Origin of the sequence: Burkholderia mycopellens (assembly GCF_964265025.1) — a bacterium.
GTDB lineage: Bacteria > Pseudomonadota > Gammaproteobacteria > Burkholderiales > Burkholderiaceae > Burkholderia.
On the sequence record NZ_OZ183802.1, the window covers coordinates 3183657 to 3197471 of the forward strand.

14 protein-coding genes and 1 pseudogene are annotated in these 13815 nt (G+C 67.2%); 6 read left to right on the top strand and 9 right to left on the bottom strand.

Annotation, left to right across the window (positions count from 1 at the left end):
• Window positions 1-177: 177 nt before the first annotated feature.
• Together adk and ACPTTC_RS14825 are read left to right on the top strand one after the other, a co-directional pair.
• A complete protein-coding gene (gene adk, locus ACPTTC_RS14820; protein ID WP_423392909.1) occupies window positions 178-840 on the top strand; it encodes an adenylate kinase in 663 nt (220 codons plus the stop codon).
• 295 nt (window positions 841-1135) lie between these two features.
• Window positions 1136-1894 carry an SDR family NAD(P)-dependent oxidoreductase gene (locus ACPTTC_RS14825; protein ID WP_423392910.1) on the top strand — a complete coding sequence of 253 codons (759 nt, stop codon included), beginning with the start codon at window positions 1136-1138 and terminating at the stop codon, window positions 1892-1894.
• A 67-nt stretch (window positions 1895-1961) separates the two neighbouring features.
• Here the strand turns inward: ACPTTC_RS14825 and ACPTTC_RS14830 are convergent, their stop codons facing one another.
• Together ACPTTC_RS14830 and murJ are read right to left on the bottom strand one after the other, a co-directional pair.
• Window positions 1962-2804 (bottom strand): SirB1 family protein, encoded by an 843-nt coding sequence (locus tag ACPTTC_RS14830; RefSeq protein WP_175971188.1) that lies wholly within the window; start codon window positions 2802-2804, stop codon window positions 1962-1964.
• Window positions 2805-2812: 8 nt separating this feature from the next.
• The gene (murJ, locus tag ACPTTC_RS14835; RefSeq protein WP_423392911.1) at window positions 2813-4363 is read right to left on the bottom strand and encodes a murein biosynthesis integral membrane protein MurJ; all 1551 of its coding nucleotides are present in this window, start codon (window positions 4361-4363) and stop codon (window positions 2813-2815) included.
• 304 nt (window positions 4364-4667) lie between these two features.
• Between murJ and rpsT the strand changes: the two genes are divergently transcribed.
• A complete protein-coding gene (gene rpsT / locus ACPTTC_RS14840) occupies window positions 4668-4940 on the top strand; it encodes a 30S ribosomal protein S20 (RefSeq protein ID WP_006482211.1) in 273 nt (90 codons plus the stop codon).
• A 156-nt stretch (window positions 4941-5096) separates the two neighbouring features.
• Here rpsT and ACPTTC_RS14845 read toward each other — a convergent pair whose 3' ends face one another.
• Entirely contained in the window at window positions 5097-5417 is a 321-nt protein-coding gene (locus ACPTTC_RS14845; RefSeq protein ID WP_175971311.1) for a DUF3579 domain-containing protein, read from the bottom strand.
• 413 nt (window positions 5418-5830) lie between these two features.
• Here ACPTTC_RS14845 and argF point away from each other — a divergent pair, with 413 nt between their 5' ends.
• Window positions 5831-6760: an ornithine carbamoyltransferase gene (argF, locus tag ACPTTC_RS14850; RefSeq protein ID WP_175950927.1), complete on the top strand. Its 930-nt coding sequence runs from the start codon at window positions 5831-5833 to the stop codon at window positions 6758-6760.
• 106 nt (window positions 6761-6866) lie between these two features.
• On the opposite strand, the pseudogene ACPTTC_RS14855 reads toward argF, so the two are convergent.
• Both ACPTTC_RS14855 and murB read right to left on the bottom strand, forming a co-directional pair.
• Window positions 6867-7469, bottom strand: a pseudogene (locus ACPTTC_RS14855) (glutathione S-transferase family protein); the annotation flags it as partial.
• A gap of 15 nt (window positions 7470-7484) precedes the next feature.
• A complete protein-coding gene (gene murB / locus ACPTTC_RS14860; RefSeq protein ID WP_423392912.1) occupies window positions 7485-8534 on the bottom strand; it encodes a UDP-N-acetylmuramate dehydrogenase in 1050 nt (349 codons plus the stop codon).
• Window positions 8535-8671: 137 nt separating this feature from the next.
• Here murB and ACPTTC_RS14865 point away from each other — a divergent pair, with 137 nt between their 5' ends.
• Window positions 8672-9157, top strand: a complete 486-nt coding sequence (locus ACPTTC_RS14865) for a YajQ family cyclic di-GMP-binding protein (protein WP_175950925.1) — start codon at window positions 8672-8674, stop codon at window positions 9155-9157.
• A gap of 77 nt (window positions 9158-9234) precedes the next feature.
• Here the strand turns inward: ACPTTC_RS14865 and plsY are convergent, their stop codons facing one another.
• Both plsY and ybaK read right to left on the bottom strand, forming a co-directional pair.
• Window positions 9235-9873: a glycerol-3-phosphate 1-O-acyltransferase PlsY gene (gene plsY / locus ACPTTC_RS14870; protein ID WP_423392913.1), complete on the bottom strand. Its 639-nt coding sequence runs from the start codon at window positions 9871-9873 to the stop codon at window positions 9235-9237.
• Window positions 9874-9981: 108 nt separating this feature from the next.
• The gene (gene ybaK / locus ACPTTC_RS14875) at window positions 9982-10473 is read right to left on the bottom strand and encodes a Cys-tRNA(Pro) deacylase (RefSeq protein WP_175950923.1); all 492 of its coding nucleotides are present in this window, start codon (window positions 10471-10473) and stop codon (window positions 9982-9984) included.
• A 251-nt stretch (window positions 10474-10724) separates the two neighbouring features.
• Here ybaK and ACPTTC_RS14880 point away from each other — a divergent pair, with 251 nt between their 5' ends.
• Window positions 10725-12287 (top strand): class I adenylate-forming enzyme family protein, encoded by a 1563-nt coding sequence (locus tag ACPTTC_RS14880; RefSeq protein ID WP_423392914.1) that lies wholly within the window; start codon window positions 10725-10727, stop codon window positions 12285-12287.
• A gap of 48 nt (window positions 12288-12335) precedes the next feature.
• Here ACPTTC_RS14880 and xerD read toward each other — a convergent pair whose 3' ends face one another.
• Window positions 12336-13286 (bottom strand): site-specific tyrosine recombinase XerD, encoded by a 951-nt coding sequence (gene xerD, locus ACPTTC_RS14885; RefSeq protein ID WP_423392915.1) that lies wholly within the window; start codon window positions 13284-13286, stop codon window positions 12336-12338.
• Window positions 13286-13753: a methylated-DNA--[protein]-cysteine S-methyltransferase gene (locus ACPTTC_RS14890; RefSeq protein ID WP_423392916.1), complete on the bottom strand. Its 468-nt coding sequence runs from the start codon at window positions 13751-13753 to the stop codon at window positions 13286-13288. Before ACPTTC_RS14890 ends, xerD begins: the two co-directional genes overlap by 1 nt.
• Window positions 13754-13815 lie beyond the last annotated feature (62 nt).

Sequence of the window (13815 nt, forward strand, 5' to 3'; positions counted from 1 at the left end):
GTCCGCGACCAGCGCGTCCTCGCTTGACCCCGCCCGCGGCCTTGCCGGCAGCCGCGCGTCGCCGAAGCCGACGCGCCGCATCAGACCGGTCCGTCGCGCGCCAGGCAAGCCCCGCGCTCGCAGTCGCCGACGCCTTAGCGTCTCGCCACACGAATCTACATACTTGGAGATATCACCATGCGTTTGATCCTGTTGGGCGCGCCCGGCGCGGGAAAGGGCACCCAGGCAAACTTCATCAAGGAAAAGTTCGGCATCCCGCAAATCTCGACGGGCGACATGCTGCGTGCGGCCGTGAAGGCCGGCACGCCGCTCGGCGTCGAGGCGAAGGGCTACATGGACGCCGGCAAGCTCGTGCCGGACGCGCTGATCATCGGCCTCGTCAAGGAGCGCCTGAAGGAATCCGACTGCGCGAACGGCTATCTGTTCGACGGCTTCCCGCGCACGATCGCGCAGGCTGACGCAATGAAGGAAGCCGGCGTCGCGATCGACTACGTGCTCGAGATCGATGTTCCGTTCTCGGAAATCATCGAGCGCATGAGCGGGCGCCGCACGCACCCGGCATCGGGCCGCACGTACCACGTCAAGTTCAACCCGCCGAAGGTCGAAGGCCACGACGACGTGACGGGCGAGCCGCTGATCCAGCGCGACGACGACAAGGAAGAAACCGTCAAGAAGCGTCTCGAAGTGTACGAAGCGCAAACCAAGCCGCTGATCACGTACTACGGCGACTGGGCGCAGCGCGGCGAGGAAAACGGCCTGAAGGCCCCGCAGTATCGCAAGATCTCCGGCCTCGGCAGTGTCGAGGAAATCCGCGCGCGCGCGTTTGACGCACTGAAGTAAGCAGCGCGTCGCGCACCCGCAAAGCCGCCCTTTCCGGGCGGTTTTTTTTGCCCGGACGGGATTCGCACGGCCGTCCCGGTCTCGCCGCCGCGCGAGAGTGCCCCGTACAATCGGTCGAGTGCGGGCGCCCCTGTTACCCGGGCACAGGCATTTCAACCGATCGCACGACATCGAACCCGGCATCCGCTTGGCGCGGCACCACAACAGGCGCCGGAGCATCAACGGCGGCCGACCACCTTGCATGGGTCCGCCCCAGGCGCCAATGCGCCAAGAGCACTCAACAAAGGAGACAGTCATGGACATTCGCGGCAACGTGTTTCTGATCACGGGCGGTGCATCGGGCCTCGGCGCCGGCACGGCGCGGATGCTCGCGCAGGCAGGCGGCACCGTCGTGCTCGCCGACCTGAACGACGCGGCGGGCACGGCGCTCGCGACCGAACTGGGCGGCATCTTCGTGCACTGCGACGTGTCGAGCGAGGCCGACGCGCAGGCGGCCGTCGGCGCCGCGCAGCGCGCCGGCACGCTGCGCGGCCTCGTGAACTGCGCGGGCATCGCGCCCGCCGCGAAGACCGTCGGCAAGGACGGCGCGCATCCGCTCGACGTGTTCGCGAAGACGATCAACGTGAACCTCGTCGGCACGTTCAACATGATCCGGCTCGCGGCCGCCGCGATGGCCGCCACCGCGCCGACCGCGGACGGCGAGCGCGGCGTGATCGTCAGCACCGCGTCGGTTGCCGCATTCGACGGACAGATCGGCCAGGCCGCTTACGCGGCATCGAAAGCCGGCGTCGCGGGCATGACGCTGCCGATCGCACGCGACCTGGCGCGCCACGGCATCCGCGTGATGACGATCGCGCCCGGCCTGTTCGAGACGCCGATGCTGCTCGGCATGCCGCAGGACGTCCAGGACGCGCTCGGCGCAATGGTGCCGTTCCCGCCCCGGCTCGGCAAACCGGCCGAGTACGCGCTGCTGGTGCGCCAGATCGTCGAGAATCCGATGCTCAACGGCGAGGTGATCCGCCTCGACGGCGCGATCCGGATGCAGCCGAAATAAGCACGAAAAACGCCCGCAGCGCGGGCGTTCTTTCATTCATTCAGGGTTCCCGCAGCGCGGTGCCGGCTCAATCGTCGCCGTCGCGCTGCATCCGCTGCCGCAATTCGGTCACCTGCGACTCGACGACGGTGGCGTCGTCCGCGTCCGGCCGCTCGCCGAGATACTGTTCGAGATCCTCGAGCGCGGGGCGCAGGTAATCGAGCCGCGCATACGCGAAGCCGCGGTCGCGGACCTCGTCGAGGTGCTCGGGCAGCAGGATCACGAGCCGCTGCTGCACCGCGAGCAGCCGCTGCCAGCGTTCCGTCTGAAGATAGATCGTCTTCAGGTTGCGCAGCATCCGCGCGATGACCTCGCGGCTCGTCGCCGGCTGCAGCAGCGCGCGCAACGCGCTGTCGACCGCACCGGCCGCACGCGCGACGTACGGCTCGAGCATCTCGACCATCTCGGCTTCGGACAGCGAATGGCCGTTGGCCGGATCGATGATCAGGTCGCCGTCCGGCAGCGTGACGCGCAGCAGGAAATGGCCGGGGAACGACACGCCGCGCGCCGGCACGCCGATCTGCTCGGCGAGCTCCAGGTACAGCACCGACAGCGAGATCGGGATCCCGCGCCGCCGCTTCAGCACCGCGTTCAGGTGGCTGTTATCGGGGTCGTAGTAGTCGTTGTGATTGCACGCGAAGCCGAGTTCGCGGAAGAAGAAATCGTTCAGTGCGGCGACGCGGCCCTTCAGGTCCGCATCGTCCGTGAGCCGCCGGCGCAGCCGCGCGGCCAGCATGTCGAGTTCGGCCAGCGTGCCCTGCAGGTCGAGGTCGGGATACGCGTCCTGTGCCAGCGACAGCGCCGCTTCCGTGACAGGCAGGCTGTCGTCGTCTGCCACGAGCGTGCTGAAGTAGTCGAGGACGCGGGTCATTGCGGTCGTCACTTGGCGCGCCTTCTGAAATAAGCGTATTTGAAGCCCATCACCCACAACATACCGAAATATAGTGCAGCGAACAGCACGAGGCACGCGGCCATCAATGCAATGCGATCGAGCGGCTGCGCACGCATCCCGGTCCAGTCGAAGCTGACCGACAGCCAGTGCATCAGGCCCGCGAGCACCAGCGCCGCGCCGATCAGCTGCACGAAGAAGCGCAGCCAGCCCGGCGACGGCTGGTAGATGCCGCGCTTGCGCAGCCCGATGAACAGCAGCAGCGAGTTCAGGCACGCGCCGACGCCGATGCTCAGCGTCAGGCCCGCGTGGCCGATCAGCGGCACGAACACGTAGTTCGAGATCTGCGTGACGATCAGCACGCCGATCGCGATCTTCACGGGCGTCTTGATGTCCTGCTTCGCATAGAAGCCCGGCGCGAGAATCTTGATCAGGATGATGCCGACGAGGCCGATCCCGTAGGTCGCGAGCGCGCGCGCGACCATCGTGACGGTATGCGCGTCGAACTTGCCGTAGTTGAAGAGCGTCGCGGTGAGCGGCGTCGCGAAGAAGAACAGCGCGAGCGCACTCGGCGCCGCGAGCAGGAACGTGACGCGCAGGCCCCAGTCGAGCAGCGCCGAATACTCGTGCGAATCGGCATCGACGTGCGCCTTCGACAGGCTCGGCAGCAGGATCGTGCCGAGCGCGACGCCGAGCAGCGCCGTCGGGAACTCCATCAGGCGGTCGGCGTAGTTGATCCACGACACGGCGCCCTGCCCGAGCCGCGACGCGATGTTGGTGTTGATGATCAGCGACAGTTGCGCGACCGACACGGCGAACGTCGCGGGCACCATCTTCGCGAGCACGCGCTTCACGCCCGGGTGACGCAGCGCGCGCAGCGGGTTGAGGCCGATCAGCGGCACCATGTCGATCTTCTTCAGGCCCGGCAGCTGCACGAGGAACTGCAGCACGCCGCCGACGATGACCGCCCACGCGAGCGCGAACACCGGCACCTTCAGGTGCGGCGCGACGAACACGGCCGCGGCGATGAACGCGACGTTGAGCAGCACCGGCGCGAACGCGGGCAGCGAGAAGCTCTTGTACGTGTTCAGCACGCCGGAGGCGAGCGTCGTCAGCGAGATGAACACGATGTACGGGAACATGATCCGCGTCATCGTGACCGCGAGCGGGAACGCCTGCCCGTCGGTGTGCAGGCCGGACGCGACCGCGAACACGACCCACGACGCGCCGACGATCCCGAAGACCGACAGCACGGCAAGCGCCCACGCCAGCACGGTCGACATCGCGTCGACAAGCGCTTTCGTCGCGTCGTGCCCCTGCTGGTTCTTGAACTCGGCGAGGATCGGCACGAACGCCTGCGAGAACGCGCCTTCGGCAGACAGGCGGCGCAGCAGGTTCGGGATTCGGAAGGCGACGTAGAACGCGTCGGTGTATTGACTGGCGCCGAACGCACGGGCGATCAGCGTCTCGCGGGCCAGTCCGGTCACGCGCGACAGCAGCGTGAAGCCGCTGACCGTCAGCAGGGCTCGGAATAGATTCATGGGGCGCTTATTATACGGACGTTGCGTGGCCCGGCCAGCGGCCGATGCCGAAAAGCGTGCATGCCTGCGGCGTCCCGCTCGGCGCATGTCACGTTGAACTTGCCACTCGCTTGATTTTGTTGCTATAATCGCCGGTTTCTGGGCTCGTACATGCACGGCAACTGCCGTTTTCATGTCCCGGCCTCGGTTAAAATCACCGTTTTTTTATGCGCCCCTGGGCAATCGTTCTCAGGGGACGGATCGAAAAGCAGCGCTTGGCCGTCAGGCTCCAAGCTCTGGAAACAGGACAGGATAAGGAACCGTCATGGCTAACTCCGCACAAGCACGCAAGCGCGCCCGCCAGGCCGCGAAGGCAAACTCGCACAACTCGGCGCTGCGCTCGAAATTCCGTACCGCGATCAAGTCGGTTCGCAAGGCTGTTGAAGCCGGCGACCAGGCAAAGGCTGCCGAGCTGTTCAAGGCTGCCGTGAAGACGATCGACACGATCGCCGACAAGAAGATCGTTCACAAGAACAAGGCCGCTCGCAGCAAGAGCCGCCTCGCCGCAGCCGTCAAGGGTCTGCAGGCAGCAGCGTAAATCCGGTGCGCCCGCTCACGCGGGCGTTCCTGTTTCCTGCGATCGCAAAAAAGCCCGCCTAGGCGGGCTTTTTTGTTGCCTGTCGCCGGCGCGCATCCTGCGAGCCAGCGACATTTGCCAGGCCGGACGCGGCAAGCGCCCTCGCCCTGGCCGGTATCACTTCTTGGCGTTGTAGTCCGGCAGTTCGCACGCCTCGGTGACAACAAGGTTGTTGTCCTTCGCGAAATTCAGCACGAAATCGAAAGCCATCGGCTCGACATCGCGCAGCCGGGAATCGAGGATCACGCATTTCAGGTCGCCGAGCATCGTCGGACGCACGTAGAGCGAATACTTGAGGCGCGCGTTCGGTCCGCTCGCCCCCGGCCCGAAGCAGGCCATCACACCGGCCAGACGTTCCGACCAGTCGCTCGGGCGAAACTTTTTCCCGTCTTTCGTGATGCCCTGGATGAAGAATTCGGTCGGAGGGGTTTCAGCCATGTGGTTACCCAAGTGACGGCCCGGCGATGTCCAGGCAACGGCGCCTGGATACGCGAACACAAAGCTGAAACGGACGGCGGCACAAGCATTCCGATATCCCGAAAACGGGACGTCGGTGTGCGCCGCCGGTGGACTGCACCGGATTTGTGCAGCGCACGGCTTGTGTCCGGCAGAGCGCGAGGAGGCTTGCCTGCCGGGCTGGAGAAAACTTTCGGATTATACCGCAGCGCGCCATCGCGCGTCGCCCCGACACCCCTCCTCCCGCTCCGCCTGCAGCACCTGGCGATCATGCCCCGCTTTTCTCCGCGGCTCGTCAAAGCACAGAAAATCCTTTATGCTGCTTTGAGTTATCCACACCCGACGGCGGCGCCGTCCGGCCTTGCTGCCGGGTGCAACCCGCCGTATTTCGCTTCATGACCGCCAAAACCATTCGTCACTACCTGCAGTTCAAGGATTTCTCGCTGGAAGACTACGAGTACGTGCTCGAACGCACGGGTATCCTGAAGCGCAAGTTCAAGAACTACGAGACCTATCACCCGCTGCACGACCGCACGCTCGCGATGATCTTCGAGAAGAGCTCCACGCGCACGCGCCTGTCGTTCGAAGCCGGGATCTTCCAGCTCGGCGGCCACGCCGTCTTCATGAGCACGCGCGACACGCAGCTCGGTCGCGGCGAACCGGTCGAGGATTCCGCGCAGGTCATCTCGCGGATGGTCGACATCATCATGATTCGTACGTTCGAGCAGGAAGTCATCAAGCGTTTCGCGGACAATTCCCGCGTGCCGGTGATCAACGGCCTGACGAACGAGTACCACCCGTGCCAGGTGCTCGCCGACATCTTCACGTACTACGAGCACCGCGGCCCGATCGCCGGCAAGACCGTTGCATGGGTCGGCGATGCGAACAACATGCTCTACACGTGGATCGAAGCCGCGCAGATCCTCGGCTTCAAGCTGCGCCTGTCCACGCCGCCCGGCTACGCACTCGACATGAAGCTCGTGTCGCCCGACAGCTCGCCGTTCTACGAAGTGTTCGACGATCCGAACGAAGCGTGCAAGGGCGCCGACCTCGTCACCACCGACGTGTGGACGAGCATGGGCTTCGAGGCCGAGAACGAGGCTCGCAAGCAGGCGTTCGCCGACTGGTGCGTCGACGAGGAAATGATGGGTCACGCTAACCCGGACGCCCTCTTCATGCACTGCCTGCCCGCGCACCGCGGCGAGGAAGTGACGGCCGGCGTGATCGACGGCCCGCAGAGCGTCGTATGGGACGAGGCGGAAAACCGCCTGCACGTGCAGAAGGCGCTGATGGAGTTCCTGCTGCTCGGCCGGCTGAAGCACTGACGCACTGACGCGCGCGGCCTCGTCGCAAGCGATAAGCGCCGGCACAGCCCGGCGCTTTTTATTTTCCCGCCACCCGCGCGGCATGCGCGCTCATGCCGATGCCCCTTCAGCCCGGCGCCGGCTGCGTCGCGGCGAAGCTTGGCCGCTCGCGCATCACCGCCTGCGCACGCGTGACGTTCGGGTATTTCCGCAGCAATTCCGCCCCTTCGGGGAACATGCCCACGTAAGCCAGAATCGGCGCCAGGAACAGATCCGCCATCGACAACCCGCTGCCGACCAGGTAGTCGCGCCCGCCACACGCCGCGTCGAACACCTGCAGATGCTGGTCGATTTCAGGCAGTGCCGCGTCGATCACCGCGCGATCGGGCTGGCCGTTCTCGCCTTTCGGGAACACGTATTGCAGTACGTAGCGGCGCACCATCGCGTCGTACGCGTGGCAGTTGATCAGGCTGATCCATTGCTCGCCGCGCGCATGCGCGGTGGCGCCCCACTGGGCCAGCAGGCTCGGGCCGTCGAACGCTTCGTCGATATAGCCGAGGATCGCACGCGTTTCGTAGAACTCGACCGGACCGTCGCAGAATGCCGGGACGCGTCCGAACGGGTTGTGCGCGAGCACTTCCGGCGAATGCGGCGGCAACGGCTTCAACGTATACGCGACGCCCTTTTCAACGAGCGCCATGCGCACGGTCCGGCAATAGCTGCTGCGCGGGCGTCGTGGCCCGGCTCACAGGCAAACCGGCTCCGGCTCCAGCTCGACACCGAATTTCGCGAACACGTCGGCCTGGATCGCCCGCGCCAGCGCGAGCACGTCGGCGCCCGTCGCGCCGCCGCGATTGACGAGCACGAGCGCCTGGCGGTCGTGTACGGCCGCCGCGCCGAGCGCACGCCCCTTCCAGCCGCAGCGGTCGATCAACCAGCCGGCCGCGAGCTTCACCTGCCCGTCCGGCTGCGGATACGACACGACATCGGGCGCGCGCGCACGCAGCGCATCGAACTGCGCGGCATCGATCACCGGATTCTTGAAGAAACTGCCCGCGTTGCCGAGCACAACCGGATCGGGCAGCTTCGCGCGGCGGATCGCGACGACCGCGTCGAACACGTCGCGCGGCGTCGCCGCATCGGGCGCGATGCCGCGCGCGTCGAGCTCGCGCGTGACGTCCGCGTAGCCGAGCCGCGGCGTCCATTGCCTGGGCAGCCGGAACGTCACCGACACGATCGCGTACCGGCCGCGCCCTTCCCGCTTGAAAAAGCTGTCGCGATAGCCGAATGCGCAGCGCGCGGCGTCGAAACGCTCGCTGCGCCCCGTCGCCAGCTCGACCGCGATCAGCGAGTCGAAATATGCCTTCATCTCGAGGCCATATGCGCCGATGTTCTGGATCGGCGCGGCGCCGACCGTGCCCGGAATCAGCGCGAGGTTCTCGAGGCCCGCCATCCCGTGCTCGAGCGTCCATGCGACGAATGCGTGCCAGTTCTCGCCGCCGCCGGCCTCGACGTACCACGCGTCGTCGTCTTCGCGCACGACGCGGCGGCCCGCGATCTCGTCGAGCAGCACGACGCCGTCGAAATCGCGCGTGAACACGACGTTGCTGCCGCCGCCGAGCACGAGCCGCGGCAGGTTCGCGACGCGCGGGTCGCGATGGAGCGCCTCGAACTGCGCCGCATGCGTGATGCGCGCGGCGAAGCGCGCGGTCGCGGCGATGCCGAACGTGTTGTGCGCGGCGAGCGGAAGGTCGGGAAGCAGCGACAGGGTGGAATCGTCAGGAGGCATCGGCATTCGCGGTCACGTCCGCCCGGGCGGCGCATGGCCGGCCTTGGGCAAACGGAGGGGCATCGGTAAAATGGCAGACAGTCCGCAATTATAGCGAGTGCCCGTGCGCGAGCCGGGTGCCCGCATCTCAAGGGAGGAATGCCATGCCATCGTTCGACGTCGTTTCCGAAGCGAACATGATCGAAGTGAAGAACGCCATCGAGCAGTCGAACAAGGAAATTTCGACGCGCTTCGACTTCAAGGGCTCCGACGCGCGCGTCGAGCAGAAGGAACGCGAGTTGACGCTGTTCGCCGATGACGATTTCAAGCTCGGCCAGGTCAAGGACGTGCTGATCGGCAAGCTGGCCAAGCGCAACGTCGACGTGCGCTTTCTCGACTACGGCAAGGTCGAGAAGATCGGCGGCGACAAGGTCAAGCAGATCGTCACCGTGAAGAAAGGCGTGAGCGGCGATCTCGCGAAGAAGATCGTGCGCCTCGTGAAGGACAGCAAGATCAAGGTGCAGGCGAGCATCCAGGGCGATGCGGTGCGCGTGGCCGGTACGAAGCGCGACGACCTGCAGAGCGTGATCGCGATGCTGCGCAAGGACGTGACCGATACGCCGCTCGACTTCAACAACTTCCGCGACTGATCGCCGGACGATCCGTCCCGTCATCCCGCCGGGCCCCGCACACGCGGCGCGCCCGGCGCGCGGCAAGCGCCGCTTCCTCAGGCTTTCCCGCCGCCCTGCGCGCCGCCGTCCGCGGCCGCCTTCTTCTTGTCGCCGATCCGGCTCTCCTGCCCCGCCAGCAGCTTCGAAATATTGCCGCGGTGACGCCACACGAGCAGTACGCTCATTGCCAGCACGGCCCACGCGACCGGGTTGTGGCCCGTGCCGAACAGGAACACGTCGAACACCGGCGCGAACACGGCCGCCACCAGCGCCGCGAGCGACGAATAGCGGAAGAAGAACGCGACGATCAGCCAGGTCAGCGCGGTCGCGAGCCCGAGCACCGGGTGCACGGCGAGCAGCACGCCGGCCGCAGTGGCGACGCCCTTGCCGCCCTGGAAGCGGAAGAACACCGGATACAGGTGGCCGAGGAACACGGCGATCGCGACCCATGCGACCGCGACGTCGGGCAGCCCGAAGTGCCGGGCGAGCCAGACGGCGAACCAGCCCTTGAACGCGTCGCCGACGAGCGTGAGGATCGCGGCCTTCTTGTTGCCGCTGCGCAGCACGTTGGTCGCGCCGGGATTCTTCGACCCGTACGAACGCGGGTCGGCCAGGCCCATCGCGCCACTGACGACGACGGCGAACGACACCGATCCGATCAGGTAGGCAACGAAGGCGGCGAGCAGGATCTGCATGCGGAGGACTCTTCTTTCAACGTATCGGTAAAGGGACGGCTGCGCACGGCACGCCGAAACGGCGCCCATTCTACCGAACGCGCGCGGCCTGCCACGAAGGTGAAACCCTCAGTCGACACTTGCGCACTGCACGGGCTGCGCGCCGAGCAGCGACGTGAGCACGGCCGGCGCGAGGCTGACGAGGTAGCCGCGACGGCCGCCGTTCAGGTAGATCGTCGGCAGTTCGAGGATCGTCGCCTCGACGTAGACGGGCATCGCCTTGCGCGTGCCGAACGGCGACGTGCCGCCGACGAGATAGCCCGAATGGCGGTTCGCGACCTCGGGCTTGCACGGCTCGATGCGCTTCGCACCGATCTGCCGCGCGAGGTTCTTCGTCGACACGGTGCGGTCGCCGTGCATCAGCACGATCAGCGGCTTCGCGTGTTCATCTTCCATCACGAGCGTCTTCACGACGCTGTGCTCGTCGACGCCGAGCTGGCGCGCCGATTCGCCGGTGCCGCCGTGCTCGACGTAGTCGTACGGGTGCTCGCCGAACGCGACGCCGTGGCGGCGCAACAACTGGGTCGCGGGGGTTTCGGACACATGCCTGGATTTGCTCATGACGGCATTTTAATGGTGAACGACCGGCGGGCGCGCATGGGTGCGCCCGCGCCGGCGTTATACTCGCGGCCCGTTTTCCGCGGGGCGGCCCTCCGCCGGGCGGCCTGCCGCGCCGCCGCAACGATTCCGTCCATCATCATTGCGGACAGCGTGAAGCGCTATTGCCCGAATGGCCGATTGTGGCACGTGCGCCATCATGGCACGATCGTTCGCCTAACTCGTCAGCCGCCTGCCCCTTTTCTGGAGACGCCATGTCCTCGTCCGTCCGTTCCTCCGAGCCGCTCGACGTCGAGGCCCTGCTCGCCGCGCTGCCTCGCCGCATCGCCGACGTGCCCGCGCGCTGGGCCGCGCGGGTATCCGCGCACCCGGCGCTGATCGAGGACGCGCGCCGCCTGTCGTACGGCGACCTGTCGCAGGCCGTCGATGCGGCGGCTGCGCGGCTCGCCAACCTCGGTGTGCAAGGCGGCGACCGCGTGATGATCGTCGCCGAAAACTGCGTCGCGCAGATCGTGCTGCTGTTCGCGGTCGCGCGCCTCGACGCGTGGGCGCTCGTGTCGAACGCGCGCTTGTCCGCCAGCGAGCTCGACGCGATCGCCGCGCACGCGCGTCCGAAGCTGATCGCGTTCACCACCGACGCATCGCCCGATGCGCGCACGCATGCCGAACGGCACGGCGCAGCACCTGCCGGCACGCTGCCGGTCGACATCGGTGCGTGGTCGTATCGCATCGACGCGAGCGCGCCGGGCGAACCGGTCGCCACCGACGGCGCGGCACAATGTGCGGCGCTGATCTACACGACCGGCACGACCGGCACGCCGAAAGGCGTGATGCTGTCGCATCGCAACCTGCTGTTCATCGCGGCGACGTCGAGCACACTGCGCCGCGTGTCGCCCGACGACGTCGTCTACACCGTGCTGCCCGTGTCGCACGTGTACGGCCTCGCGTCGGTCTGCCTCGGCAGCCTGTACGCGGGCGCGACGCTGCGGCTCGCGCCGCGCTTCTCGCCGGAAGCCGTGCGCGTCGCGCTCGCCGACGAAGGCGTCACGATCTTCCAGGGCGTACCCGCGATGCACGCGAAACTGCTCGAACACCTGCACACGCACGGCCACGCATGGCGCGCGCCACGCCTGCGCTTCGCGTATTCGGGCGGCTCGCCGCTCGACGCGAACTTGAAGGCGCGCGTCGAGCGCCTGTACGGCGTGCCGCTGCACAACGGCTACGGCATGACCGAAAGCAGCCCGACGATCACGCAGACGCCGCTCGACGCGCCGCGCACCGACAGCTCGGTCGGCGTGCCGATTCCCGGTGTGGAAATGCGGATCGTCGCGCCGGACGGCACCGACGTGCCGCCGGGTGAAGTCGGCGAGATCCGCGTGCGCGGGCCGAACGTGATGCTCGGCTACTACCGCAACGCGGACGCGACACACGCGGCCGTGTCGCCGGACGGCTGGCTGAGCACCGGCGATCTCGCGCGGCAGGAGGCGGACGGCGCGGTGACGATCGCGGGCCGCAGCAAGGAGCTGATCATCCGGTCGGGCTTCAACGTCTATCCGGTCGAAGTCGAGCAGGTACTGAACGCGCATCCGGATGTCGTGCAGGCGGCCGTCATCGGCCGCGCGGTCGAAGGCAACGAAGAAGTGCTCGCGTTCGTCGAGCTGGTGCCCGCCGCGACGGCGGACGAAGCAGCGCTGCACGCATGGTGTGCGGAGCGGCTCGCGCCTTACAAACGCCCCGCGCACATCCGTGCGCTCGACGCGCTGCCTGCCGCGTCGACGGGCAAGGTGCTGAAGCACAAACTGCGCGAGCTGGTCTGACCCGAACGGGCCGTTGCGCGTGACACAGCCCGCGCCGCACCGGATGCGTTAGCCGCGCGGATGGTGTTGCGCGTGCAGCGTCTTCAAGCGCTCGCGCGCGACGTGCGTATAGATCTGCGTGGTCGAGATGTCGCTGTGCCCGAGCAGCAGCTGCACAACGCGCAGGTCGGCGCCATGGTTCAGCAGGTGCGTCGCGAACGCGTGCCGCAGCGTGTGCGGCGACAGGTGTGCGCGCACGTCCGCGTGCTGCGCGTGACGCTTGATGATGTTCCAGAACTGCTGGCGCGTCATCCCGTCGCCGCGCGCGGTCACGAACAGCGCATCGGCCGCGCGCGCACCGAGCAGCGCCGGCCGCGCCTCGCGCAGGTAGCGCTCGATCCAGCCATGCGCGACTTCGCCGAACGGCACGAGCCGCTCCTTCGAGCCCTTGCCCATCACGCGCACGACGCCCTCGTTGAGCCCGACCTCGACGGTCTTCAGCGTCACGAGCTCGCTCACGCGCAACCCGCTCGCATACATCAGCTCGAGCATCGTGCGATCGCGCAGGCCGAGCGGCGTGCCGATGTCGGGCGCACCGAGCAGCGCCTCGACCTGCGCCTCCGACAACGTCGACGGAAACCGGACGGCCTGTTTCGCGGACATGATCCGCAGCGTCGGGTCGGCGCTCGCGCGATGCTCGCGCACGGCCCAGCCGTAATAGCGCCGAAACACGGACAGCCGCCGGTTCGACGACGTCGCCTTGCCGTCGCTGCGCGCGGCGATGTAGCCGGTCACCATCGCTTCGTCAACCGAATCGAGCGACGCGTCGTGCGTCTCTGCCAGCCATTGGGAAAACAGCACGAGATCGCGCCGGTACGCGTCGAGCGTATTGCGTGCGAGCCCGTGCTCGAGCCACAGCGCATCGCAAAACACGTCGATCGACGCGCGGCTCGCCAGCAGCGCGGGGGACGCTTCGGCGGCATCGCCATCGGCGTCGGGGGAAATCAGCGGTTCATTCATCAGTACGGCACGCCTTCGTGCGCCAGCAGCCAGCGCTTCACTTTCTGGTAGTAGCCATTGTCGTCGTGGTTCGCGAAGCCGCCGAGGCCGCCCGCCGCGACGACGCGATGGCACGGAATCACGAGCGGGAAGTAGTTCGCGCCGCACGCCTGGCCGACCGCGCGCGGCGCGCTGCCGATCCGCTTCGCGACCTGGCCGTAGGTCAGCACCGTGCCGGGCGGGATATCGCTGATCACGCCCCACACGCGGTGCTGGAACGCGCTGCCGACTTCGGCGAGCGGCAGGTCGAAGCGCGCCGACGCGCGCTCGAAATAACGTTCGATCTGCTTGACCGCGCGCTTCGCGAGCGGCGAATCCGGATCGACCGACTTCACCGATTCGGGCAGATAGACGATCTCGCGCACCACCGCGGCGTCCGTGCGGATGCCGACCTTGCCGAACGGCGCGTCGATGACTGCATTGAACATGGCCCTCTCCTGACCGATGGATGCGCACGGCACGGCCGCGCGCCGACGACACTTTACGCCGC

Coding starts and splice junctions, on each gene's coding strand:
- adk (WP_423392909.1), top strand. CDS start 178: ATGCGTTTGATCCTGTTGGGCGCGCCCGGCGCGGGAAAGGGCACCCAG.
- ACPTTC_RS14830 (WP_175971188.1), bottom strand. CDS start 2,804: ATGACCCGCGTCCTCGACTACTTCAGCACGCTCGTGGCAGACGACGAC.
- argF (WP_175950927.1), top strand. CDS start 5,831: ATGACCGCCAAAACCATTCGTCACTACCTGCAGTTCAAGGATTTCTCG.
- murJ (WP_423392911.1), bottom strand. CDS start 4,363: ATGAATCTATTCCGAGCCCTGCTGACGGTCAGCGGCTTCACGCTGCTG.
- ACPTTC_RS14845 (WP_175971311.1), bottom strand. CDS start 5,417: ATGGCTGAAACCCCTCCGACCGAATTCTTCATCCAGGGCATCACGAAA.
- rpsT (WP_006482211.1), top strand. CDS start 4,668: ATGGCTAACTCCGCACAAGCACGCAAGCGCGCCCGCCAGGCCGCGAAG.
- ACPTTC_RS14825 (WP_423392910.1), top strand. CDS start 1,136: ATGGACATTCGCGGCAACGTGTTTCTGATCACGGGCGGTGCATCGGGC.
- xerD (WP_423392915.1), bottom strand. CDS start 13,286: ATGAATGAACCGCTGATTTCCCCCGACGCCGATGGCGATGCCGCCGAA.
- ybaK (WP_175950923.1), bottom strand. CDS start 10,473: ATGAGCAAATCCAGGCATGTGTCCGAAACCCCCGCGACCCAGTTGTTG.
- ACPTTC_RS14890 (WP_423392916.1), bottom strand. CDS start 13,753: ATGTTCAATGCAGTCATCGACGCGCCGTTCGGCAAGGTCGGCATCCGC.
- ACPTTC_RS14865 (WP_175950925.1), top strand. CDS start 8,672: ATGCCATCGTTCGACGTCGTTTCCGAAGCGAACATGATCGAAGTGAAG.
- murB (WP_423392912.1), bottom strand. CDS start 8,534: ATGCCGATGCCTCCTGACGATTCCACCCTGTCGCTGCTTCCCGACCTT.
- plsY (WP_423392913.1), bottom strand. CDS start 9,873: ATGCAGATCCTGCTCGCCGCCTTCGTTGCCTACCTGATCGGATCGGTG.
- ACPTTC_RS14880 (WP_423392914.1), top strand. CDS start 10,725: ATGTCCTCGTCCGTCCGTTCCTCCGAGCCGCTCGACGTCGAGGCCCTG.